General features: G+C 37.7%; 23 protein-coding genes. 17 read left to right on the top strand and 6 right to left on the bottom strand.

Annotation, left to right across the window (positions count from 1 at the left end; translation table 11 throughout):
- Position 1: 1 nt before the first annotated feature.
- Complete coding sequence (locus tag ACQ2HF_RS08070; protein WP_432413016.1) at positions 2–1069, bottom strand: branched-chain amino acid aminotransferase; 1068 nt, start codon at positions 1067–1069, stop codon at positions 2–4.
- A 113-nt stretch (positions 1070–1182) separates the two neighbouring features.
- Here ACQ2HF_RS08070 and ACQ2HF_RS08075 point away from each other — a divergent pair, with 113 nt between their 5' ends.
- The 3 genes from ACQ2HF_RS08075 to ACQ2HF_RS08085 all read left to right on the top strand — a co-directional run bounded on the left by ACQ2HF_RS08075 (position 1183) and on the right by ACQ2HF_RS08085 (position 3522).
- Positions 1183–1704, top strand: coding sequence for a DUF4920 domain-containing protein (locus ACQ2HF_RS08075; RefSeq protein ID WP_432413017.1), 522 nt, complete (start codon positions 1183–1185; stop codon positions 1702–1704).
- A 4-nt stretch (positions 1705–1708) separates the two neighbouring features.
- Positions 1709–2380, top strand: coding sequence for a tRNA (5-methylaminomethyl-2-thiouridine)(34)-methyltransferase MnmD (mnmD, locus tag ACQ2HF_RS08080; protein WP_432413018.1), 672 nt, complete (start codon positions 1709–1711; stop codon positions 2378–2380).
- Positions 2381–2619: 239 nt separating this feature from the next.
- Positions 2620–3522: a TIGR01777 family oxidoreductase gene (locus tag ACQ2HF_RS08085; protein ID WP_432413019.1), complete on the top strand. Its 903-nt coding sequence runs from the start codon at positions 2620–2622 to the stop codon at positions 3520–3522.
- Between the two features lie 55 nt (positions 3523–3577).
- Here the strand turns inward: ACQ2HF_RS08085 and ACQ2HF_RS08090 are convergent, their stop codons facing one another.
- On the bottom strand, positions 3578–4243 hold the full coding sequence (locus ACQ2HF_RS08090; RefSeq protein ID WP_432413020.1) for a YceI family protein: 666 nt from the start codon (positions 4241–4243) through the stop codon (positions 3578–3580).
- Positions 4244–4397: 154 nt separating this feature from the next.
- Between ACQ2HF_RS08090 and ACQ2HF_RS08095 the strand changes: the two genes are divergently transcribed.
- From ACQ2HF_RS08095 to ACQ2HF_RS08140, 10 genes are all read left to right on the top strand, one after another.
- Entirely contained in the window at positions 4398–4961 is a 564-nt protein-coding gene (locus ACQ2HF_RS08095; protein ID WP_432413021.1) for a nucleotide exchange factor GrpE, read from the top strand.
- A 27-nt stretch (positions 4962–4988) separates the two neighbouring features.
- Positions 4989–6104 carry a molecular chaperone DnaJ gene (gene dnaJ, locus ACQ2HF_RS08100; protein ID WP_432413022.1) on the top strand — a complete coding sequence of 372 codons (1116 nt, stop codon included), beginning with the start codon at positions 4989–4991 and terminating at the stop codon, positions 6102–6104.
- Positions 6105–6386: 282 nt separating this feature from the next.
- Positions 6387–7313, top strand: coding sequence for an ABC transporter ATP-binding protein (locus tag ACQ2HF_RS08105; RefSeq protein ID WP_432413023.1), 927 nt, complete (start codon positions 6387–6389; stop codon positions 7311–7313).
- 12 nt (positions 7314–7325) lie between these two features.
- Entirely contained in the window at positions 7326–8636 is a 1311-nt protein-coding gene (locus ACQ2HF_RS08110; RefSeq protein ID WP_432413024.1) for an ABC transporter permease, read from the top strand.
- Between the two features lie 2 nt (positions 8637–8638).
- Positions 8639–9550, top strand: coding sequence for a mechanosensitive ion channel family protein (locus ACQ2HF_RS08115; RefSeq protein WP_432413025.1), 912 nt, complete (start codon positions 8639–8641; stop codon positions 9548–9550).
- A gap of 85 nt (positions 9551–9635) precedes the next feature.
- The gene (locus ACQ2HF_RS08120; protein ID WP_432413026.1) at positions 9636–10559 is read left to right on the top strand and encodes a DUF6268 family outer membrane beta-barrel protein; all 924 of its coding nucleotides are present in this window, start codon (positions 9636–9638) and stop codon (positions 10557–10559) included.
- 10 nt (positions 10560–10569) lie between these two features.
- The gene (locus tag ACQ2HF_RS08125; RefSeq protein ID WP_432413027.1) at positions 10570–11733 is read left to right on the top strand and encodes a sigma-54-dependent transcriptional regulator; all 1164 of its coding nucleotides are present in this window, start codon (positions 10570–10572) and stop codon (positions 11731–11733) included.
- Positions 11734–11972: 239 nt separating this feature from the next.
- On the top strand, positions 11973–12851 hold the full coding sequence (locus ACQ2HF_RS08130) for a PPK2 family polyphosphate kinase (protein WP_432413028.1): 879 nt from the start codon (positions 11973–11975) through the stop codon (positions 12849–12851).
- Positions 12852–12985: 134 nt separating this feature from the next.
- Positions 12986–14398 carry a M20/M25/M40 family metallo-hydrolase gene (locus ACQ2HF_RS08135; RefSeq protein ID WP_432413029.1) on the top strand — a complete coding sequence of 471 codons (1413 nt, stop codon included), beginning with the start codon at positions 12986–12988 and terminating at the stop codon, positions 14396–14398.
- 29 nt (positions 14399–14427) lie between these two features.
- Entirely contained in the window at positions 14428–15138 is a 711-nt protein-coding gene (locus ACQ2HF_RS08140; protein WP_432413030.1) for a YqjF family protein, read from the top strand.
- A 165-nt stretch (positions 15139–15303) separates the two neighbouring features.
- Here ACQ2HF_RS08140 and ACQ2HF_RS08145 read toward each other — a convergent pair whose 3' ends face one another.
- Positions 15304–16194: a DUF1853 family protein gene (locus tag ACQ2HF_RS08145; protein WP_432413031.1), complete on the bottom strand. Its 891-nt coding sequence runs from the start codon at positions 16192–16194 to the stop codon at positions 15304–15306.
- Positions 16195–16242: 48 nt separating this feature from the next.
- On the opposite strand from ACQ2HF_RS08145, the gene ACQ2HF_RS08150 reads away from it, so the two are divergent.
- Genes ACQ2HF_RS08150 through ACQ2HF_RS08160 form a run of 3 tightly spaced genes read left to right on the top strand, consistent with a single transcriptional unit; the run spans position 16243 to position 18453 of the window.
- Positions 16243–17595, top strand: a complete 1353-nt coding sequence (locus tag ACQ2HF_RS08150; protein WP_432413032.1) for an MATE family efflux transporter — start codon at positions 16243–16245, stop codon at positions 17593–17595.
- A 41-nt stretch (positions 17596–17636) separates the two neighbouring features.
- Complete coding sequence (locus ACQ2HF_RS08155; protein ID WP_432413033.1) at positions 17637–17867, top strand: hypothetical protein; 231 nt, start codon at positions 17637–17639, stop codon at positions 17865–17867.
- On the top strand, positions 17860–18453 hold the full coding sequence (locus ACQ2HF_RS08160) for a phosphatase PAP2 family protein (protein WP_432413034.1): 594 nt from the start codon (positions 17860–17862) through the stop codon (positions 18451–18453). Before ACQ2HF_RS08155 ends, ACQ2HF_RS08160 begins: the two co-directional genes overlap by 8 nt.
- Before the next feature lie 27 nt (positions 18454–18480).
- Here ACQ2HF_RS08160 and ACQ2HF_RS08165 read toward each other — a convergent pair whose 3' ends face one another.
- Genes ACQ2HF_RS08165 through ACQ2HF_RS08175 form a run of 3 tightly spaced genes read right to left on the bottom strand, consistent with a single transcriptional unit; the run spans position 18481 to position 21462 of the window.
- Entirely contained in the window at positions 18481–20130 is a 1650-nt protein-coding gene (locus ACQ2HF_RS08165; protein WP_432413035.1) for an ArnT family glycosyltransferase, read from the bottom strand.
- Entirely contained in the window at positions 20111–20749 is a 639-nt protein-coding gene (locus ACQ2HF_RS08170) for a lipid-A-disaccharide synthase N-terminal domain-containing protein (RefSeq protein WP_432413036.1), read from the bottom strand. Before ACQ2HF_RS08170 ends, ACQ2HF_RS08165 begins: the two co-directional genes overlap by 20 nt.
- Entirely contained in the window at positions 20746–21462 is a 717-nt protein-coding gene (locus ACQ2HF_RS08175) for a glycosyltransferase family 2 protein (RefSeq protein ID WP_432413037.1), read from the bottom strand. The genes ACQ2HF_RS08170 and ACQ2HF_RS08175 overlap by 4 nt, the downstream gene beginning before the upstream one ends.
- A gap of 285 nt (positions 21463–21747) precedes the next feature.
- Between ACQ2HF_RS08175 and ACQ2HF_RS08180 the strand changes: the two genes are divergently transcribed.
- Complete coding sequence (locus ACQ2HF_RS08180) at positions 21748–22701, top strand: NAD-dependent epimerase/dehydratase family protein (RefSeq protein WP_432413038.1); 954 nt, start codon at positions 21748–21750, stop codon at positions 22699–22701.
- The last annotated feature ends 30 nt before the right edge of the window (positions 22702–22731 follow it).

Consider the following 22731-nt stretch of genomic DNA (forward strand, 5'->3'; position numbering starts at 1 on the left):
ATTATACAATTGGATAACGCCAATTGAAAGTATCTTCGGCACGATTATATTGTATGTCCATAAGCTCTTTTTTGAACTTGGTGGCAAAACTGTCTGATGGTTTCTCAAGTTCAAAAACGTCTTCATTATATCCAAAGGCGCTCACAGGACTAATAACAGCTGCTGTTCCACTTCCAAAAATTTCTTTGAGCGTACCTGCTTTGGCGGCTTCAATTAATTCGGTAACGGTAAGGCGTCTTACGTCGGTTTTAATACCATCCCGTTCAGCAAGCGCTAATACGCTTTTTCTTGTAACACCATCCAGGATTCTATCACTTGTAGGAGCCGTAATAAGAGTGTCATTTATTCTGAAGAAAACATTCATGGTACCTGCTTCCTCTAGATACTTATGCTCATTAGAATCTGTCCAAATTACTTGTTGGAATCCTTTTTCACGCGCTAGATTGGTTGGGAAAAATTGTGCGCCATAATTACCGGCAGCTTTTGCAGCACCCACGCCACCATCTGCAGAGCGACTGTATTTTGTAGCAATGACAACTTTTACATCGCCGGTGTAATAGGCTTTCACTGGCGACATTAGGATCATAAACTTATATTCATCTGCTGGTGAAGCAGAAACCCCAACTTGAGTGGCCATTACAAAGGGACGAATGTATAACGAATTGCCAACGCCTCCTTGAATCCAGCCTTTGTCTAAGGCTAACAGCTTATGAAGGGCATCAAAAAATAAGTCTCTTGGAAACTCAGGGATAGCCATTCTTTTGGAAGATTTATTAATGCGCTCTAGATTTTCTTCAGGTCTAAATAAAAATACCTTTCCGTTTTCATCTTTGAATGCTTTCATACCTTCAAAAACAGCTTGGCCGTAATGAAAAACCTTCGCAGCAGGAGAAATACTTAAATTTCCGTAAGGCAATACCGTGGCATCTTGCCATACGCCATTTTTAAAGTCGCACATAAACATATGGTCTGTAAACGTACTCCCAAAAGTGAGGTTGTCAAAATCTACATCTGGTAATCTTGAGTTAGTAGCTTGTTTTACGGTAATACTGTTGGTATTTGTGCTCATGAATGGAAAGGTGATTTAGCTACAAAATTAACGAAAATTTAGTCGTAAAAAAATTGAAAATTTCCTTAAAATTGCACTATATTAATTCGCACCACCAAAAAGATCCATTCGAGATGAAAAAAATAGTTTTTGCACTACTTACTGTATCCGTATTAATAGCTTGTAATTCTAAAGTTGAAAAGGAACAAACCGAAGTCGAAATTACTGAAGAAAATACTTCGGAAGAATTGGCATACCAATTTTTTGGAGAAAAGATCACAGATGCCAACGCCATGACCAAAGAAGAAATGTACGAAAAGTACAAGAACCTAAAGCCAGGGGATACTGCACAAGTAAAATTTATTTCTAAAGTAAACAGTGTTTGCCAAAGTAAAGGCTGTTGGATGCGTCTGGATATGGGTGAGGAAGAAGCAATGATTAAATTTAAAGATTATGGTTTCTTTATGCCAAAAGATATTACAGGAGATGAAGTAATTGTAAGCGGAAAGGCATTTGTAGATGAGATGAGTGTAGATGACCAACGCCATTTTGCTGAAGACGCTGGAAAATCTAAAGAAGAAATTGCTGCTATTACTCAGCCTAAAAAGACGCTTTCTTTTACTGCAGATGGGGTGTTGCTAGCCGAGAAGCAATAAGCTTTTGAAACGCGAATTTCTCACGACAGGAGATGGTTCGGTAACGATACACCTTCCAGACTGGAATGAACAATATCACTCCATACACGGTGCTATTGCCGAAGCGCGTCACGTTTTTATAAAAACTGGACTACATCATTTTTTAGCCGAAAATCCCAGTGAAGAAATTTCAATTATGGAAATTGGTTTTGGCACAGGATTAAATACCTTACTAACAGTTTCGGAAATTGAAAAACTAAAAATTTCTTGTATGTATCTTGGTGTGGAAGCCTATCCGGTTTCAGCTGAAGAAGTTTCAAAATTAAACTATCCCGAAAAAACTAAAATTTCAGCAGCCCTATTTCAAAAACTCCATGAGCTACCTTGGGAGGAAAAAGCTGAAATTACTTCCTTTTTTTCATTATTGAAGCGAAAACAATTTTTTAAAGAAATTTCAGAAGAAAACGCTATCAACCTTATTTATTTTGATGCCTTTGGTGCCAGAGTACAGCCAGAACTTTGGACCGAAGAAATTTTCAGCACTATGTATACTGCGCTAAAACCGAAAGGAGTATTGGTAACCTATGCCGCAAAAGGAAGTGTAAGACGTGCTATGCAAGCCGTTGGTTTTATTGTAGAACGCCTCCCTGGGCCACCAGGAAAAAGGGAAATGCTACGAGCCACCAAAAGCGATTAGCATATACGTATTTTTAAAACTACGAGCTTAAAAGTTTAAAGGGTGTAGGTTTGATTTTAACAATAGTCTAGGACTAGGTGCCTTGAGTGATTGGAAAAAAACTGTTGTATGGAGCCTCTACAGTTATATTCTTCAAATTGTATGAAGGGCTGCCTATTAAAGTTCCGTTAATCCTCATGACTTTCCACATACATCCCCGTACCTTTAAGTATTGCTAATTGAAAAAGAAATGTGAAGAAATGAGAATACTAATAACGGGTGCCACAGGTCTTATTGGTACCCAACTTACAGAATACTGTATTGACGATGGAATAAAAGTAAATTACCTTACTACAAGTAGGGAAAAGATTGAAAATCGCCCAAATTATAAAGGATTTTACTGGAACCCGGAAAACGGTGAAATAGATATCGAAGCTTTTACCGATGTGACTGCTATTATTAATTTGGTAGGAGCAACTATTTCTAAACGGTGGACGAACAGTTATAAGAAAACTATTCTTGAAAGTAGGACTAAAACAGCTAATCTTCTTTTCAACACACTTAAAGGTATGGATCATACTATATCACAATTTATCTCTGCGAGTGGTGTAAGTGTCTATCCGGATCATCCTACAAAATTGTATGATGAAGAAAATGAAGAAGTTTCAAATACTTTTTTAGGCGAAGTGGTGGTGGCTTGGGAGGCAGCTGCAGATCAGTTTGAAACTTTAGGAATGCGGGTAGCAAAAATTAGAACTGGTGTTGTGTTTTCTGAAAAAGAAGGCGCTTTTCAAAAAATTAAAGAACCTATAGAAAAAGGGTTTGGAGCTCCTTTGGGCAGTGGAGAGCAATGGATATCCTGGGTTCATTTGCAGGATATTGCGAGTTTATATATTCACGTACTTAAAAGCGGATTGGAAGGGGTGTACAACGCAGTTGCTCCTAATCCTGTGACCAATAAAAACCTTACGTTCAAAATTGCCTCCACGCTGGGGAAAAATATTTGGTTACCCAATGTTCCGGGATGGGTGCTTAAAATAATGTTGGGTGAGATGGCAACATTAGTCCTAGAAAGCCAATTGGTAAGTTCTAAAAAAATTGAGGATACTGGGTATAGTTTTATGTTTGTAAACGTAAACTACGCCGTAAAAAAATTGATGTAAAAAAAGAGCTGCCAAAAAAAAATTGGCAGCTCTTTTAGTAATATAGGTTTCCAGACTACTCTTTAGAAGCGTGTAACTCAATTTGAAGTTCCATATCGTCGCTAATAAATTTATCCCCTAGGTTGTCAAAAATAGATTTAGAGCCATAGTTAACACCCCATTGCGTACGGTCTATCGTAAATGTATCGCTTTTTAAGAACATTGTGTCTCCAGGGTAAGATACTGTGGCGGTAAAAGAAACAGGATTGGTTTTATCTTTTATCGTTAAATTACCATTTACAGTAGGTTTGTACTGATCTCCTTCTATACTGGTAATTTCAAACATAGCAACTGGAAATTCATTCACATTAAAAAAGTCTCCTTCTTTTCCTTCTACAGTTCCCATTAGGTGTGCTTCTAAATTTTCTTTCCCGTCACCCGTTTCTAAATCGGTTACAGTAATGCTTTTCATATCTATTGAAAATTTACCAGCTTCCATATTTTTATCGGTTACCATAATTTCTCCGTTAGCTAAAGAAATAGTTCCCGTATGTGTTCCAGTAGGTTTGTTTCCAGACCACATAATTTTAGATTTGGCTGTGTTGGCTGTATACGTAACAGCTGTAGCATCTGCCTGAGCTACAGTTTCATTTTCGGAGGTTTTTTCTTTTGTCTCGTTACAAGAGGTAAAAGTTACGGCAGTAAAAAATGCTACGGCCACTAAAGTGATGGTTTTTTTCATGAATTCAATATAATTTGATTAAGCCACAAAAGTACTCGTTCCGAAGAAAATACGTCTTAAATATTTATTAAATAAAAGCAATGACATTTTGACATTTTTACTGAAATGGCAGTACTTTTGCAACCTTCAAGAAAATCAAAAATGAGACGCTTTTATGAGCAAGAAAGATAAAACACAAGAAGAGCAATATGCCGAAGCTGAAACTGCTACCCAAGACATGGATGGCAATGCCACTACAGAAAATACAACAACTGATGAGACCTCTATCGATGAGGTTTCTAAATTGAAGGATGAAGTAGCTTCAGAAAAAGATAGGTACCTCCGTCTTTTTGCAGAGTTTGAAAACTATAAAAAACGCACAAGTCGTGAGCGAATAGAGTTGTTTAAAACCGCTGGACAAGAGGTTATAGTAGCAATTTTGCCTATTCTGGACGATTTTGATCGTGCTTTAGCCGAAATAAAAAAGAGCGAAGACGACGACCATTTTACGGGTGTAAATCTCATCAATGTAAAATTACGAGAAACCTTAAAGTTGAAAGGCCTGGAATCTATTGATACACAAAAAGGGGATACGTTTGATGCAGAAATTCATGAAGCTATTACCCAAATCCCATCTCCCGACACTAAAATGAAGGGTAAAATTATAGATGTTATAGAAACAGGTTATAAACTTGGAGATAAAATTATTCGCTACCCGAAAGTAGTAATAGGACAATAAAAGTATCCGTGTAAACGGAAATGATATATGAAAGAAGATTTTTACGAAATACTTGGAATTACCAAAAGCGCAACTGTAGCCGAAATTAAAAAGGCCTATCGCAAAAAAGCGATAGAACATCATCCAGACAAAAATCCAGGAGATGCTACAGCCGAAGAGAAATTTAAAAAAGCAGCAGAAGCATACGAAGTACTAAGCGATGCGAACAAAAAAGCACGGTATGATCAATACGGTCATCAAGCCTTTGATGGTGGCGGATTTGGCGGTGGCGGTGGTATGAATATGGACGATATTTTCAGCCAGTTTGGAGATATCTTTGGCGGTGCTTTTGGCGGCGGCGGCGGCTTTGGTGGTTTTGGTGGCGGTGGTCGTCGTACCATCAAAGGAAGTAATCTGCGTATTCGTGTAAAATTAACGTTGGAAGAGATTGCCAACGGCGTTGAAAAGAAAATTAAAGTAAAGCGCAAAAAGCAAGCGGAGGGGACAACCTATAAAACCTGTACCACTTGTAATGGGATGGGACAGGTTACACGTATTCAAAATACTATTTTGGGCCGTATGCAAACTTCGGCACCTTGTAATACCTGTGGTGGAGCGGGACAAATTATAGATAAAAAACCTGCGAATGCCGACGCCCAAGGAATGTTAGCGACCGAAGAAACGGTTAGCATTAAAATACCCCCAGGTGTTGTAGATGGAATGCAGCTAAAAGTTACTGGTAAAGGAAATGATGCTCCAGGAAATGGAATTGCAGGAGATTTACTGGTAGCCATAGAAGAGCTGCCGCATCCAAGTTTACAAAGGGAAAACGATAACTTGCACTACGATTTATATGTAAGTTTTTCTGAAGCGGCTCTTGGAGCTTCCAAAGAAATTGATACTGTAACAGGGAAAGTTCGTATTAAAATTGAACCTGGTGTACAGAGCGGAAAAATTTTAAGACTTAGAAATAAAGGGATTCCTAGTATAAATGGATACGGAACAGGAGATTTGCTGGTGCACGTAAATGTTTGGACGCCAAAATCTTTGACAAAAGAACAAAAGGAATTTTTTGAGAAAATGAGCTCCGATGAGCACTTTCAACCCAATCCAGAAAAAGATGATAAATCGTTTTTTGAGAAGGTGAAGGATATGTTTTCTTAAACAAACGTTAATTGATATTTTTTACTTATATTTGAATATCACTTATTTATTTAAGTGATATTTTTCTTTTTCATAGCAATTTTTTTTCCCATCCTTAAAGCAATTTGAGGGTGGGTTTTGTTTTTAAAACACTATTTAAATACTATAGAATGTTATTTAATTTAGTAACAATATCTACTTTAACACTACTAACCCTTTGTAGCCAAATTTCACTCAAAAAGTTTATCCATCTTAAGAGATGGGGCTAACAAAACTTTATCTTTACGTCTCGAAAAAAACACTATGGAAAAATTACTTGTAGCAGAAAACGTTTCAAAATCTTATGGTGAATTTAAAGCCCTGAATAATGTGTCAATTGAAGTCCCTAAAGGAAGTATTTTCGGACTGTTAGGGCCTAATGGGGCTGGTAAAACAACCTTTATTCGTATTATCAATCAAATCACTATGCCCGACTCTGGAAAAGTATTTCTAGATGGGGAGCCGTTACAACCACATCATATTCAGAATATTGGGTATTTACCTGAAGAACGCGGTCTCTACAAGTCTATGAAAGTAGGAGAGCAGGCCCTGTATCTGGCACAGTTAAAAGGCCTGTCCAAAACAGAAGCTAAAGCCAAATTAAAATACTGGTTTGACCGTTTGGAGATTGGAGATTGGTGGGATAAAAAAATTCAAGAACTTTCTAAAGGGATGGCGCAGAAAATTCAATTTGTGGTGACGGTTTTGCACGAACCAAAATTGCTCATTTTTGATGAACCTTTTAGTGGTTTCGATCCTATAAATGCCAATTTGATTAAAGATGAAATTTTAAAACTTAGGGACGATGGAGCTACGGTAATTTTTTCAACTCACCGTATGGAATCTGTAGAAGAGATGTGCGACCATATTGCTCTTATCAACAAGTCCAACAAAATTCTGGACGGAAAATTAATAGACATAAAACGGGCTTATAAAAACAACACCTATGAAGTAGGTTTGGTTACTCAAAATACTGAAGCCGTAAGCGCATATTTAAAAGATACATTCACGGTAACTCCAGCTACGTTCAAAACTATTAACGACGAACTTCAATACAAAATACAAATTCCGGAAGCAGTTTCTCCTAACGATTTGGTACAGTATCTCAACTCACAGGGACAGTTAACACATTTTGTGGAGGTAATCCCAAGTGCCAACGATATTTTTATTGAAACTGTAAACAACAACTAATATTTCAGCTGTATGAACCACTTAAAACTGATTATAAAAAGAGAATACCTTACAAAGGTTCGCAACAAATCGTTTATTATCATGACGTTTTTGAGCCCGCTATTAATGATCGGGATTTTCACATTGGTAGGCTATCTTTCCCAATTGAATAATGATAAAGTGCGAATCATTAATGTGCTGGATGAGAGTGGACTATTTGTTTCTCAGTTTGAAAGCACAAACAATCTGATATACAATCGTATGGAAAGTCTTTCTTTAGACCAGGCAAAAGCTAAAACTGAAAAAAGTGGTGATTATGGCCTTCTTTTTATTCCGAATAACGACAACATAGACGAACTGGCAAAAAGTATTACTTTCTATTCTGAAGACTCACCATCACTAGGAATGATCGACGATATTGAAGATGCCATACGGGACAAAGCCAATACATTAAAATTAAACGCTTCCAATTATGATGCGGCAAAAATAAAAGAACTTAGGGTTACGGTCGACACCAAATTAGAGACCTTTAAAGGCGAAGAAACCTCAAAATTAGGGTCAGGAATTAAATTAATTTTTGGAGGAGCAGCGGGCTATTTATTATTTATGTTCATTATTATTTATGGCAATATGATTATGCGTAGCGTTATTGAAGAAAAGACGAGCCGCATTGTTGAGGTAATTATTTCTTCGGTAAAACCCATTAAACTTTTATTAGGTAAAATTATTGGGACTTCTCTTGCTGGTATAACGCAATTTGCAGCTTGGGTGATCGTTGGAGGAATTTTGTCAATTCTGGTACCTTTGGTGTTTGGAATAGACCTTACGGCGGTTCAGGACCAGCAAATGCAGGCAGTAGCACAAGCTTCAGATTCTGGAATACAAGCGATAGTAGCTGACGCTCTGGTTGAAATTCAAAAACTTCCTATAGCCAATCTGGTGGTGATGTTTCTGTTGTTTTTTATTGGAGGTTATTTGTTATATGCATCGTTATATGCGGCTATTGGCGCTGCAGTAGATAGCGAAACCGATACGCAGCAATTTATGTTACCGCTTTTAATGCCGTTAATTTTAGCCGTTTATGTAGGCTTTTTTACCGTGATAGATAATCCTCATGGCATGGTGAGCCAAGTGTTTTCGTATATTCCTTTTACATCTCCTGTGGTGATGTTAATGCGTATTCCATTTGGCGTTCCCTGGTGGCAACAACTTATTTCGTTAGTCATTTTATTTGCTACCTTTATTGGCACCGTATGGTTTGCTGCAAAAATATACCGCGTGGGTATTTTAATGTATGGAAAAAAAGCAAGTTATAAGGAATTAGCAAAATGGCTTAAATACTAACCATGTTTCAAGAAGCAGAAAATGTAACCGAAAAAATTGAAGAAGTTGTAACACAAGACATTTGGGGAGCTATAAAAGACTTCTTAGAACTTGGTTTCCATTTTGGACAGGGTGACAAAAAGATAAACATTACGATTAGCTTAGTGCTTATTGTAACAATCTCTTTTATAATTGCAAGTTTTCTGTTAAAGTGGATACGCGTTTTATTCACCAGAAAAATGGTGGAAACAGATAAGCTTAAATTTATTAGTGTTTTTAAGTTTATTAAATACATTACGTATATAGTAGTGGTTTTTGCCACGCTAAGCCTTGCAGGTTTTAACATCACTCCATTTTTGGCCGCTTCTGCTGCACTTTTGGTAGGTTTAGGTTTGGCGCTGCAAGAATTATTTCAGGATGTAATAGGGGGTATTTTTATTATTATAGATAAATCGCTTCTGGTAGGCGATATTATTGAGGTAGAAGGGAAAGTAGGTCGTGTTATAGATATTAAACTACGAACAACAAGGGCTATTACTAGGGACGATAAAATTATCATTATTCCCAACCATAAGTTTATAACAGATCTTATCTACAATTATACTCAAAACCACAAGTCAACTCGTGAATTGGTACGAGTAGGGGTGGCGTATGGCAGTGATACCGAAACAGTGAAACAATTACTTTTAAAAAGTGTAGAAAAACAAACGGGTGTGCTTAAAAGTCCAAAACCATTTGTGCTTTTTGAAGATTTTGGAGATTCTGCTTTGGTTTTCAGTATACATTTTTTTATAAGCGATAGTTTTGTAGATCCTAAGATCAAGAGTGAAATTAGATTTAAGATCGATACACTTTTTCGTGAAAATAATATTACCATTCCATTCCCGCAGCGCGATGTGCATTTGTTTACACCGGCTACGTTACCTAAGGAATAAGTATCGTGTTCTTTTATTTTATGACAACGCTAACAGTAGGATTCATTTTGGTTACTTAATTTTAACATCTACTAAATATCCCTCTATGAATCTTAAGTATAAATTGTCCCTAGTATTGCTATTGGCAACTTTCATAATACCTTCTATCACCTATGCACAATTAACCGATCTCGCTAGAGTAGAATACACCTATTTTCCACAGGGAGATTCAGAAAATTCTTTTAAACGTTTTCGAGCTTTTGTAAATGTACCTCTTAAAGTAAGTGAAGATGGGTATATAGTTACTGGCTTTGAGTACCGAAACTTTTTCTTAAAGTTACAAGATCCAGAAGTACTCGCTGCTTTCGATAAAACCGACCTTGAGCACTACCAGTCTTTTACATTCTCACTGGGCTATACAGATAAATTTAAGGATAGCGACTTGCGCTACGCACTTCAAGGAGAAGTAAAAGCAGCATCCAATTTTAGGACTAGTCTTGAAAGTGAGGATATTATATTTGGAGGAAGTGGTTATTTAATTTGGGACAGAACAGGAGATAATGAAAAAAACCCACCAGAAAAACCTTGGAGATTGGTGCTGGGTCTAAACTACTCCACAACAGCTGGACGACCATTTCCATTGCCTTTCGTTAATTATTACAGAGAATTTGCACCTAAATGGAGTTTTGGTTTAGGAGTACCCAAATCTAATGTAAAATGGGAATTTGTAAAAGATATGGAATTGCAGGGCTTTGTAACTTTAGATGGTTTTTTTGCCAATATCCAAGAAGATATCACGGTTACTTTGCCAGATGGTAGACAAAAAATTGCAGAAAATGTTGGCTTTACTACTGTGCTTTCCGGAATTGGTTATGAGTGGGAATTTGCAGATCATTTTTTGTTTTATGTGTATGGAGGATATACACTTGTTAATGACATTAGGTTACGGGATACAAATGACGATGATGTATTTACCATAAACGACACAGCAAGTTATTATACACGTGGTGGAATTAAAGTGAAAATTTAATAAATGATCAATGTCTAAAATATTAATAATTGAAGACGAAGCAGCCATTAGGAGGGTGCTCGTAAAAATACTTTCTGAAGAAAACAACGCGTATCAAGTTTCAGAAGCCGAAGATGGGCTTGTGGGCATCGAGATGATTAAAAAGGAAGATTATGACCTTGTGCTCTGTGATATAAAAATGCCTAAAATGGATGGTGTAGAAGTACTCGAAGCCATCAAAAAAATAAAGCCAGAAACTCCTATTGTAATGATTTCCGGTCACGGCGACCTAGATACCGCAGTGAATACGATGCGCTTGGGAGCATTCGATTATATTTCAAAACCACCAGATTTAAACCGTTTACTCAATACCGTGCGTATTGCGTTGGATCGAAAAGAATTGGTTGTAGAAAATACGCGCCTTAAGAAAAAAGTGAGTAAAAACTACGAAATGGTGGGAGAGAGCGATGCTATTGTTCATATTAAGGAGATGATAGAAAAAGTGGCTCCAACTGAAGCACGTGTACTTATAACGGGGCCTAACGGAACAGGAAAAGAACTTGTAGCACACTGGTTACACCAAAAAAGCGATCGAAGTAAAGGTCCAATGATCGAAGTAAACTGCGCTGCCATCCCTAGTGAGTTAATAGAAAGTGAGCTTTTTGGGCACGTAAAAGGAGCTTTCACCTCCGCAAATAAAGACAGAGCAGGAAAGTTTGAAGCTGCCAATGGTGGTACTATATTTCTTGATGAAGTAGGGGATATGAGCCTTTCTGCACAAGCAAAAGTATTGAGAGCCTTACAGGAAAATAAAGTGCAGCGTGTAGGAAGTGATAGAGATATAAAAGTTGATGTACGTGTACTTGCCGCAACCAACAAAAATTTAAAAAAAGAAATAGAAGATGGTAATTTTCGGGAAGATCTGTACCATCGTTTAGCCGTAATTTTAGTTAAAGTGCCGCCACTGAATGAACGCCGTGACGACATTCCAATTTTGGTTGACTATTTCACCGAAAAAATTTCCACAGAACACGGTACCGGACAAAAGAAATTTTCAGAAAAAGCCCTTAAAAAGCTGAAAGAATATGACTGGACAGGAAACATTCGTGAACTTAGAAATGTAGTGGAAAGATTAATTATCTTAGGCGGAAGCGAAGTAAGCGAAGAAGACGTAAAGTTATTTGCTAGTAAATAGATGGTTTAATAAAATTGCTGACGCAATTTTTAATTGCTATTATTTATTAAAAAGGATTCTCAACAAATCCACAATTTCTTCATTCTCCTTACCAACTCCCTGCTACCTCCCCTCTTGAATGCGACGAGTGAGGTGCGAACAAGAGAAATGCGCAAGATCAGAATTGCTTTTTTTGCAATTATGGGCGGGGATATAGTAATAGATACTAATAAATTCAGCGTAAACGGAAATAATAAATAATGAAGAAACTATCCATTTCAGAGTATAAAGTTGAAGGCAAGGTTAAAATTTCAGAATTTAAAAGTTTTGAAGATTTTGATGCTTATAAAAAAGAGCTAGAAAAAGAACTGGAAGATACCCGGGAAAAGTTAGGGGATTTACAGGATACCCTCTACGCGCACGGTAAATACGCTGTTCTCGTTTGTTTACAAGGAATGGATACCGCGGGAAAAGACAGCTTGATTCGAGAAGTATTTAAAGATTTTAATGCCCGTGGCGTTGTGGTACATAGTTTTAAAGTGCCTACCGAATTAGAAAAAAATCACGATTATCTTTGGCGTCATTATATCGCTTTGCCGGCACGAGGAAAGTTTGGTGTTTTTAATAGAACCCATTATGAAAATGTGCTGGTAACCCGTGTGCACCCTAACTATATTTTAGGTGAAAAGTTACCTGCTATTCATTCGGTTTCAGATATAGACGAAACGTTTTGGGATAAGCGTTTTGAGCAAATCAATAATTTCGAAAAAACAATTGCACAAAATGGAACGCTTATCTTCAAGTTCTTTTTAAACCTTTCAAAAGAAGAGCAAAAAAATAGATTAATTCGCAGGTTGGATAAGCCCAATAAACGTTGGAAATTCTCCCCAGGTGACTTGGTAGAAAGAAAGTTGTGGGATACCTATATGAATTGTTACGAAGATATTTTAAACCGCACTTCTCATCCACACGCACCTTGGTACGCCATTCCTGCAGATAATAAACCTGCCGCTCGTCTTATAGTGGCATCCATTCTGCTGGAAGAATTACAGAAATATGAAGACATAAAAGAACCAAAACTCGATGAGGATGTAAAAGCCCGTATTCAGGAGTTTAAGGAGACCCTTCGAGGAGAATAAGCAATTATGTTGTAATAAGCTATAACTTTAACCGTCAGTTAAAGAGTTTCTCAACTATATGGAAGCCTTCAAAATAGTATATTACCGCCTCATTTTAAACTATAGTCGGTTTGCTGTAAATCCATTAAAATATTATGAAAAATACATTTGTACTCCTCACGCTACTAACATTTACTTGTACTGCAATTGGTCAAAAGGTAAATAAAGAAGACTCCACCCAACTTCGAAATTTATACGATGTAGCATTGCTTAACGGCCAGAGTTACGATTGGTTAGCCTATTTAAGTAACGAAATAGGCGGGCGTCTTTCCGGCACCGTTCAGGCAGATCGTGCCGTACGTTATACCGAAACCGAACTCAATAAATTAGGGCTGGACAACGTATGGCTTCAACCCGTAATGGTGCCAAAATGGACCCGGGGTTTTAAAGAATACGCTTACATTGAAACGGCTCCTGGAAGAAGTTCCGTAGTAAATATTTGTGCTTTGGGAGGCTCCGAGCCTACACCTCCAACAGGCCTTAAAGCACAGGTAATAGAAGTGCAGAATTTTGAAGACTTAGAACGTTACGGTCGCGAGAAAATAGAAGGTAAGATTGTATTTTACAATCGTCCAATGCAAGCAAATTTAATTCAAACGTTTGAAGCTTATGGAGGTTGTGTAGACCAGCGGTATGCGGGAGCTATGGAAGCCGCAAAATACGGAGCAGTAGGAATTGTTGTTCGCTCTATGAACTTACGCCAAGACGATTTCCCACACACGGGAGCCATGAGTTATGGAGATACTCCTGCAGCCTTACGTATCCCAGCTTGCGCCATAAGCACTAACGATGCAGATTATTTAAGCAGCGCACTTACCCTAAAACCAGATCTTTTGTTCTACTTTAAACAAAGTTGTAAAACGCACGAAGATGTAGAATCTTTCAATGTAATTGGTGAAATTAAAGGGAGTGTGTATCCAGATAAATATATAATTGTTGGGGGTCACTTAGATTCCTGGGATTTAGGAGATGGATCGCACGACGATGGAGCTGGTTGTGTACAGTCTATGGAAGTGTTACGTTTACTAAAGGAAACTAACTACAAGCCAAAACATAGTATTAGAGTAGTGTTGTTTATGAATGAAGAAAACGGTTTACGGGGTGGAAACAAATACGCAGCCCAAGCCAAACTGAAAAAAGAAAAACATATTTTCGCCTTAGAAAGTGACGCAGGCGGATTTACCCCACGCGGATTTTCATTTGATACAGACGATGCTAATTTCAAGCAAATTGAAAGCTGGAAACCATTGTTTAAACCCTATTTAATTCATTATTTTGAACAGGGTGGAAGTGGTGCAGATATTGGTCCGCTTAAAGACGGAACAATTGTATTAGCTGGTTTACGTCCAGACTCACAACGTTATTTCGATTATCACCATGCGGCCAACGATACGTTTGATGCTGTCAATAAAAGAGAGCTGGAATTGGGAGGTGCCACCATGGCTAGTTTGGTGTATTTAATAGATAAGTACGGAATTAAGAACGAAACCACCGAGGCTAAAAATTAATTTAACTACAAACCACAAACTCAAAAGCTATGAGTTTCCTAACCGCAGAGTGGCGCAGACTGGCATTGGCAAACTACAAAGTAGATCCCGCTATACTTGAACCATATCTTCCATACAAAACCGAACTAGATATTTACAACGGTATTTGCTATGCAAGTCTTGTTGGTTTTATGTTTAAAAATGTAAGAGTTTTAGGGTTAAAAATTCCGGGTCACGTACATTTTGAAGAAGTAAATCTTCGGTTTTATGTCCGGTGTAAGGAAGCAGGTGAATGGAAGCGAGGTGTTGTTTTTGTAAAAGAAATTGTACCCAAACACGCCATTTCTTTTGTGGCAAATACAGTATATAACGAAGTATATGAAACCCGAAAAATGAACCATATATGGGAAGAGAAAGCCAATGAACTACTAACTACGTACAATTGGAAAAATAAAAAGGATTGGTTTTCATTTTCAGTAACTTCAGATACCATTGCAAAACCAATTCCGCTAGATTCTGAAACTGAATTTATCACAGAACATTATTGGGGCTACAACAAAACAGGAAAACATACAACTACCGAATACCAAGTTACTCACCCAAAATGGAATGCGTACGACATAAAAAGTTATAAAATTAAAGCCGATTTTGCCAGAGAATACGGCGAAAACTTTCGGTTTTTGAATGATGCTGAACCCATTTCAGTTATGTTGGCTGAAGGTTCTTCCATAACCATTGAAGGGAAATCTACTATTCGATAGGATGTTAGATATCTTATAGAAAATAAAAATAGAGCTACAATTTTATTAAACTTCATACTTGTTCCTTCCCTTAGCAGCTAGAAAAATTTAATTACAAGATGCGCTACTATTCTGCGTTAAAGGGAAGGTAGATTTCGCTAGTAATATAAAAGAACCAAATAAATTTTAAACTGAAATTCGGAAGGGTTTATCCCACCAAACCACAAAAAATTTCTCAATAGATACATCTGTCTTTTTGTAAACTAATGGAGCCCGCTTTTCGGCAAGAGCGTTTTTGATATGTTTTTTAGCTTCAGAAAATGAAATCCATGGTCTCAAACCTTCAGGAGGTAGCAGCCACTCCTTTTTCTGCGGAAGGGTATACAGCGCATTCTCATCTTTTTCAGAATCTAATTCAGTCCCATGTATATAAAAGCCTGTCAGGCAAGCTTGAAAATACTTCGGAAAGGTATGTGGATGGAATCCCTTCGGAACAAACAAAAAAGCCTTTAGACAATACTGTTGTTGTATAACTGAACTATCTAATTGAAATTTACTCAAACTTGAAGCCGTTTCCTCTCTGTACAATAATGGAAACTGTTTGGTCTTCATTTTTTCTAATTTGTCCACCAACCTATCTTTTTTATTAGGGCCAATCCATTGTTCTAAAATGGTTTTGCCTAAACGTTCATCAAGAAGATAAAATTTACAAGCCAATTCAATATGCAAAGTGCTGTTAGTTTCAGTGTCTGTAACTATATAATCTAACTCACCCATAGTTTGGGTGGCTCCTTGTATTTGAATATTTGCAGCGATTAATTGAAAGCGTTGCGAATGTTCCAACCAACTTTCAAAAATAAACTCAGCTTGCTTACCCAGCATTTTTTCGGTAGGAAAATCGAATGGTACTATTTCCGTACTTATTTCCGAAATGCTAAATGGCGTAAACGAAAATTCCTTTGTAGGTAATTTCAGCTCAGGAGTTTTCAGAAAATATATGAAAGGCGAGGTCTTCAAATGAACATTTAATTGAAATTCTGGGTTAATATGGACACGGGGTTTTCTAACTTTGCTCAAAAGTATAAAAACTTGTTACAGCAATATACGAAGGAATTTAAATATAACATGAAATTGGCTGCACCCGTAATTTTAGGGATGTTAGGGCATACCGTGGTACAATTGGTGGATAACATCATGGTGGGGCAATTGGGTACGGCAGAGTTGGCAGCAGTGTCTTTAGGGAATAGTTTTATGTTTATTGCGATGAGTTTGGGGATTGGTTTTTCTACAGCAATTACGCCCCTGGTCGCTGAAGCCGATGGTGAAAATAACTTTGAAGCTGGGAAATCTGCGTTTAAACACGGCCTATTTTTATGCACGGTATTAGGGATAGCTTTATTCCTTATGGTTTTTGCAGCAAAGCCTATTATGTACGCAATGAGTCAGCCAAAGGAAGTCGTGGATCTTGCGATGCCGTACTTAAACTTGGTAGCAATTTCGTTGGTGCCATTAATTATTTTTCAGGCGTTTAAGCAATTTAGTGATGGATTGTCGCTCACTAAATACCCAATGTATGCCACCATTGCGGCCAATGTGGTGAATGTAATCCTTAACTATATGTTTATTTTTGGGAAGTTTGGGATGCCAGAATTAGGGGTAGTAGGGGCAGCGATTGGTACCTTGGCGTCAAGAGTTATTATGGTTCTTTATTTATGGTATGTGCTTTCCAAACATTACAAGGCTAGAGAATATGTGCTCCATATAAAGTTCTTTACACTTTCTAAAAAAATGCTAAACAAACTAATTAGTTTAGGATTCCCTTCGGCACTACAAATGTTTTTTGAAGTAGGTATTTTTACGAGTGCTATTTGGCTTTCGGGAATCTTGGGAAAAAACCCACAGGCGGCTAACCAAATTGCCTTAAACTTATCTTCTATGACCTTTATGGTAGCCATGGGCTTTGGTGTTGCGGCGATGATACGAGTTGGGAATCAAAAGGGATTAAAACGTTTTATTGAGTTACGTAGAATTGCCCTTTCAATCCTTATGCTTTCTACCCTAATGGCGGTTGTTTTTGCACTAATTTTTGTAGCTTTTCACGAAATGTTGCCAAAATTATACTTGGATTATGACAATGAGTTGGAATTTGTAGATAATTATCAGGTAGCGAGCATTGCCGCAAAATTGTTGATAATAGCAGCCATATTTCAAATTAGTGATACCATACAGGTAGTGGCTTTAGGTGTTTTACGAGGGATGCAGGATGTGAAAATTCCTACGTTCATAACATTTATTGCGTATTGGTGTATTGGTTTCCCTATTTCGTATTATTTAAGTATGCACACAGAGTACGAAAGTTCTGGTATTTGGATAGGTTTGTTGGCTGGGCTCACCGCTTCTGGAGTTATGTTGTCAATACGGTTTCATTATTTGTCAAAGAAGATGATCATCCAAGCGGCAAAAATTAAAACGAATTAATTTTACGTAATTTTACATCGAAATTTACCAACCCAGATCCTATGGAACTTCCAAAATATATTTTAGGCGACAATACAGATTATCCAGATGCGATATTTGTGATACATACTGAATTCCCTCGCTTTGTCATCAATCTTGAAAATGACGAAGTAGAATGGCTAGAAGAATTTGACAATCACGACCAAAAAGAACTAGAGTCCGAAACCGAAAACTACATCAAAGAAGCCACCGAATTTTACGACCGTGAAGTAGCCCGCTACGAAGATGATTGAAAAACTCCTTGAATACGATACCGAACTTTTCCTTTTCCTAAACAACTTGGGAACCGAAAGCTGGGATGGTTTTTGGCGCATCGTGACCGAAAAATGGTCTTCCATACCATTATATGTTGTGTTGCTGCTCCTTATTTACAAACAGTACAAATTGAAAGGTACGCTCGTAATTGTAGTAAGTGTGGCATTGTTAATCACTGCAACGGACCAATTGGCCAACCTTTTCAAATACGTGCTTTTTCAACGTCCAAGACCTTGTAGGGTGGAATCACTACAAGAAGTCATGCGTTTGGTAGCAGATGGCTGTGGACGCTATGGTTATTTTTCTGCCCACGCTGCCAGTAGTATGGGAGCTGCTGTTTTCTTAGGATTGGTATTGCAAAAATGGTACAAATACTTACCGTTTTTACTGCTCTTCTGGGCCGTACTCACTGCCTACAGCCGTATTTATTTAGGGGTTCATTATCCGTTAGACATTATTACAGGAATGTTCTTTGGCGGATTGCTAGGATGGATTTTTTACAAACTACAACTATTGGGACAGCGTAAGTTTAATAGCACTTCAGAATCAAAGGTTACTGAGTGATTTTGATTTTAGAGCAAGCGAAAAAAATCAAAATTGTACCGAAGTAAGCGAAGTCACTGTATATAAATCCCTCCAAAGCCTGGTTCGGTGCGACCTACTTCCGGGCGCATTGGCGTTCATATCGTAACGATCTACCTTTTCTACGGAATAGTCGGCAAAAGTTTTTTTGAATTTTGGTATATCTTCTTCGGCCACTAGGACTGCAAATTTGTTTTCTGAAGGTAATTTTTCAGTTCCAAAATTTAAAATCACCGGAATTGGTTTTCCGTAGTCCCAAATCATTTCTGGCGTAAAATAGGAGTATTCGTATACAGGAATATTGTTGTTGGCTGCTTGCCAGTCGTTCAGTTCTGAAAGTGATTTATATTCGGGGTTAATAGTTAAGGCTTTCGCCATAGGCATCCCAAAGCATAAAATTATAGCGATAAAGACAATGGTTCCGTAAAATACAGAGCGTATTTTCTTTCGAATCAATTTTCCGAAGATAAATATTCCCACACTTGCCAAAGCAATAGAAAGCAACACAAACCAAACCCAATAGCCAGTTAGCGAATCTTTCAGAAAAAGATAGCCGCCAATAGGAAAAATAAGTCCGATGGAAGCAATGAGTCCAAAGTTGAAATACACAGGAATAGTTTCTCGTTTGTCTTTTAGTTCAGAAAATTTCAGAAATAAATATTCTATATAATACCCCGTGTTCAATGCCAATGGAATAAGCACGGGTAGCAAATAGCGTGATTTTTTTTCAGGAATTACAGATAGTAATACCACCGAAACCATGGTCCATAAAAATGTGAACAGATAGCCTTTTTTATCGCTCACCCGGTTTTTTAAATACGGATACAGCAAGCCGATAAACGCCGGGATAGTCCAAACACCGCTTTGGGTAAAGAAGCTCCAGTAATAATAAAATGGGCGTACGTTATAGCCAGTCCAGTTACCAGTTTCACGGCGGGTAATTTCTGCTACAGCTTCGGGGTCGAAGGTGTAGGTATACCAATACCACCATCCTGAAAGCACTAAGGAAACAACTAGAAATACGAGTAGCGGCAGAATTCGGCTTTTAAAGTTTTTGTATTTGAAGACTACCCCAAAAGCAATCAAAAAGGGGAGGAGTAGTGCATACAACGATACAGGTCCTTTACTCATAAACGCCGCACCAAAAAACAAGGCAGCGATAAGAATGCGTTGGTATTTCTTGCCTTCGGTAGTAAAAAACAAATACAACTGGTAGATACACACCATCATAAACGCGTGGGTGAAAATATCCCATTGCCCGTTACGGCCAGAGAATACAATATAAAATGAAGTGGCTAGAATTAAAGAAGCTACAAAAGCCAGGGTTTTATTTCGGCTGAATTTTTCGGTGAATTTGTAGGTGGTCAACACCAAAAGCAAGGTAACTACTGCAGCTGGCAATCGCATGGCCGTTAAACTTTTCAATCCAAAAATAGCTCCCGAAATGGCCGAAAGCCAAGTAGGTAAAGGCGGTTTTTGATAGCGAGGCTCGCCGTTTAAAGTGGTTAATAACCAATTGCCATCGTTCAGCATTTCACGCGCCGTAGCAAAGTTTCTGGCTTCCATGATGTTTACGTACAAGGCATCTAGATTCACAAAGAAAATAGCGATGCATGCAACGCACAACAATAAAATATGGTTATTCTGTAGCCGATTCATTCATTTGTTTTTTCCAGATAAAAATATTGCGTACATAAATTATAAGGCCTGCAATGTGTCCCACAAATAGGACGGGATCTTTTCGTAAAATGGCATAGGTTAAAATAAGTGAGGCTCCCAAGACACTCATCCGCCAAAAACCTAGTGGTAATTGTGAGGTTTTTGTTTTTTCAGAATATAGCCATTGGTACACAAAACGCAATGTAAAAACTACTTGAGAAATAATTCCTAAAATAAGCAACCAGGTAGGAATGTTCGCGGTGCTAAAAAGTTGTTCCAAATCGTATTGGCCATTGTTATACGAGTAGATGACAACAAAAATAGGGAACACAAACAAAAACAGCTGAATCCATTTAGGCGATTTTTGCCACTCGCCCTGTAATTGCAAGTTCCTGATGTAAATATAATAGGTGAGTGTTTGTCCCAACATAATGGCAAAATCGTTGCGCGCATACCCATACGCAAACAATAAAAAAGAAGCTAAAAGGCTTAATTTCCAAAAGATGGAAGGCGTGATAACGCGTTTATTTTTTTCAGAAAGGAGCCATTGTAAAATCAATCGGCCAGAGAATAACAGTTGTGCCAAAAAACCGATAGTATAAATAAGCCAATCGCTCATCCTTTAGATTTTACTTCGTAGTTAATATATTTTTTCTTCATCCAAAGATAGGCGAAGCAATCCATCAAAGGGCCCACTAATCTGTTCCAGACACCAAACTTGGCAGTTCCGGCAATGCGTGGAAAATGTTGCACGGGTACTTGTACTATTTTTCCGTTTTGCAGTAAAATCATCGCGGGTAAGAAACGGTGTAAGCCTTTAAACATTGGAATGCGTTTGGCGTACTCGGTTTTGAGTACCTTTAATGGACAGCCTGTGTCGTCCATTCCATCGTGAGTAAACGCACGGCGAATTCCGTTGGCAATTTTTGAAGACATGTTTTTTACAAATTTGTCTTTTCGGTTGGCGCGTACCCCTGTGACCAGATCGTAGTCACCAATTTTTTGTAATAATAGATTAAAATCTTCGGGAGCGGTTTGTAGGTCGCTATCAATATACCCAAGGAGCGGTGTTTCCACGTGATCGAAACCCGCTTTTATAGCAGCGCTTAGTCCTCTATTTTCCTTAAAATTTATATAGTTGAATGCTTCATTTCGAAGGCAAATAGCTTCAATTAGAGTCTGGCTCTTATCTTTAGAACCATCATTTACAAAAAGGATACTGGTCTTTTTTGTAGCAATGTGTGTGTAGGCCAACAATTCCTTTTCAACTCTTTCTAAGTTATCTTCTTCGTTGTATACGGGTACTATAATGGTAAATTGGTATGGCTGCAAAATATCATTGATTTGGGTGCAAAAGTATGCTTTTTTTTGAACTCGAACTTGAAATTGAACCTGAAGTCAAAATTGAACTTGAACTCGAATATAAACTTAAACTCGAAATCGAAATCAAAGAATAATCTAAACTCGAAACCGGAAAAAATTTAAGACGTGAAAATCAGTGGTCACATTTCCTTCAAATTATAGTATTTTTGATTTCTACTTCTTTGAAAATTTCAAGGAACTAGCAACCATTTTGTTTTATTCAATTTAAAGGTACCCGCCTTTGCGGGCAGAACTATGAAAGTACTCGTAACAGGCGCAGCAGGATTTATAGGTTCCCATACCGCAGAACGTTTGCATTCTTTGGGACATACCGTTCTTGCTATTGATAATTTTTCCGACTATTACGATATTTCTTTAAAGCAAAAAAATGCTGAAAGTTTAGCTGAAAAAGGAATTCAAGTTCAAAAATTAGACCTTCGGAAAGACGACCTTTCAGAAGTTATTACAGAAGAAATCGCTTTTATTTTTCATTTTGCTGCCCAACCGGGAATTTCAGCAACCAGTACTTTTGATGCGTATTTTAGTAATAATATTCAGGCAACACAACGCATGTTGGATACGATAGAAGGGCTACAGAAGAAACCTTTTTTTGTAAATATTGCCACTTCTTCCATTTACGGGCTGCACGCTACTTTAACAGAAGATGAAGCACCCTTGCCTGCAAGTTGGTATGGAGTGACAAAACTCGCCGCCGAGCAGTTAGTGTTAGCGTATGCGCGAAGAGGATTGCTTAAAAGCACTTCGTTTCGTTTGTATTCGGTGTATGGGCCACGGGAGCGTCCGGATAAGTTATACACAAGGTTAATAGATTGTGGTCTTAACAATAAACCGTTTCCATTGTATGAAGGGAGTCAAAAACATTTACGCAGTTTTACCTATGTACAAGACATTGTAGATGGCATTGTAAGTGTTTTAAACAATGCTGAAGTCTGCAACGCAGAAATCTTTAACTTAGGTACTGAAGAAGAAAATACCACAGCTACGGGTATTGCTACGGTAGAAGAAATCTTAGGTCATAAAATAAACGTTGCCAACAAACCCGCACGTCCAGGAGACCAATCCCGCACCAAAGCAAATATTGATAAAGCCAGAAAGTTACTCAATTACAATCCGCAGACTGGGTTAAAGGAAGGTTTGGAAGCGCAAGTGAATTGGTTTCGGGACAATTTTACATACTTATTGAAATAATATATTTATTGTATAGTAAGAATTTAATTA

This window comes from Rasiella sp. SM2506 (genome assembly GCF_050859505.1).
Classification (GTDB): domain Bacteria; phylum Bacteroidota; class Bacteroidia; order Flavobacteriales; family Flavobacteriaceae; genus Marinirhabdus.

Bases quoted from the DNA above. Each gene is read 5' to 3' on its own strand.
- ACQ2HF_RS08070 (WP_432413016.1), bottom strand. From the start codon at position 1,069: ATGAGCACAAATACCAACAGTATTACCGTAAAACAAGCTACTAACTCA.
- ACQ2HF_RS08075 (WP_432413017.1), top strand. From the start codon at position 1,183: ATGAAAAAAATAGTTTTTGCACTACTTACTGTATCCGTATTAATAGCT.
- ACQ2HF_RS08085 (WP_432413019.1), top strand. From the start codon at position 2,620: ATGAGAATACTAATAACGGGTGCCACAGGTCTTATTGGTACCCAACTT.
- ACQ2HF_RS08090 (WP_432413020.1), bottom strand. From the start codon at position 4,243: ATGAAAAAAACCATCACTTTAGTGGCCGTAGCATTTTTTACTGCCGTA.
- ACQ2HF_RS08095 (WP_432413021.1), top strand. From the start codon at position 4,398: ATGAGCAAGAAAGATAAAACACAAGAAGAGCAATATGCCGAAGCTGAA.
- dnaJ (WP_432413022.1), top strand. From the start codon at position 4,989: ATGAAAGAAGATTTTTACGAAATACTTGGAATTACCAAAAGCGCAACT.
- ACQ2HF_RS08105 (WP_432413023.1), top strand. From the start codon at position 6,387: ATGGAAAAATTACTTGTAGCAGAAAACGTTTCAAAATCTTATGGTGAA.
- ACQ2HF_RS08110 (WP_432413024.1), top strand. From the start codon at position 7,326: ATGAACCACTTAAAACTGATTATAAAAAGAGAATACCTTACAAAGGTT.
- ACQ2HF_RS08115 (WP_432413025.1), top strand. From the start codon at position 8,639: ATGTTTCAAGAAGCAGAAAATGTAACCGAAAAAATTGAAGAAGTTGTA.
- ACQ2HF_RS08120 (WP_432413026.1), top strand. From the start codon at position 9,636: ATGAATCTTAAGTATAAATTGTCCCTAGTATTGCTATTGGCAACTTTC.
- ACQ2HF_RS08125 (WP_432413027.1), top strand. From the start codon at position 10,570: ATGTCTAAAATATTAATAATTGAAGACGAAGCAGCCATTAGGAGGGTG.
- ACQ2HF_RS08130 (WP_432413028.1), top strand. From the start codon at position 11,973: ATGAAGAAACTATCCATTTCAGAGTATAAAGTTGAAGGCAAGGTTAAA.
- ACQ2HF_RS08135 (WP_432413029.1), top strand. From the start codon at position 12,986: ATGAAAAATACATTTGTACTCCTCACGCTACTAACATTTACTTGTACT.
- ACQ2HF_RS08140 (WP_432413030.1), top strand. From the start codon at position 14,428: ATGAGTTTCCTAACCGCAGAGTGGCGCAGACTGGCATTGGCAAACTAC.
- ACQ2HF_RS08150 (WP_432413032.1), top strand. From the start codon at position 16,243: ATGAAATTGGCTGCACCCGTAATTTTAGGGATGTTAGGGCATACCGTG.
- ACQ2HF_RS08155 (WP_432413033.1), top strand. From the start codon at position 17,637: ATGGAACTTCCAAAATATATTTTAGGCGACAATACAGATTATCCAGAT.
- ACQ2HF_RS08160 (WP_432413034.1), top strand. From the start codon at position 17,860: ATGATTGAAAAACTCCTTGAATACGATACCGAACTTTTCCTTTTCCTA.
- ACQ2HF_RS08165 (WP_432413035.1), bottom strand. From the start codon at position 20,130: ATGAATCGGCTACAGAATAACCATATTTTATTGTTGTGCGTTGCATGC.
- ACQ2HF_RS08170 (WP_432413036.1), bottom strand. From the start codon at position 20,749: ATGAGCGATTGGCTTATTTATACTATCGGTTTTTTGGCACAACTGTTA.
- ACQ2HF_RS08180 (WP_432413038.1), top strand. From the start codon at position 21,748: ATGAAAGTACTCGTAACAGGCGCAGCAGGATTTATAGGTTCCCATACC.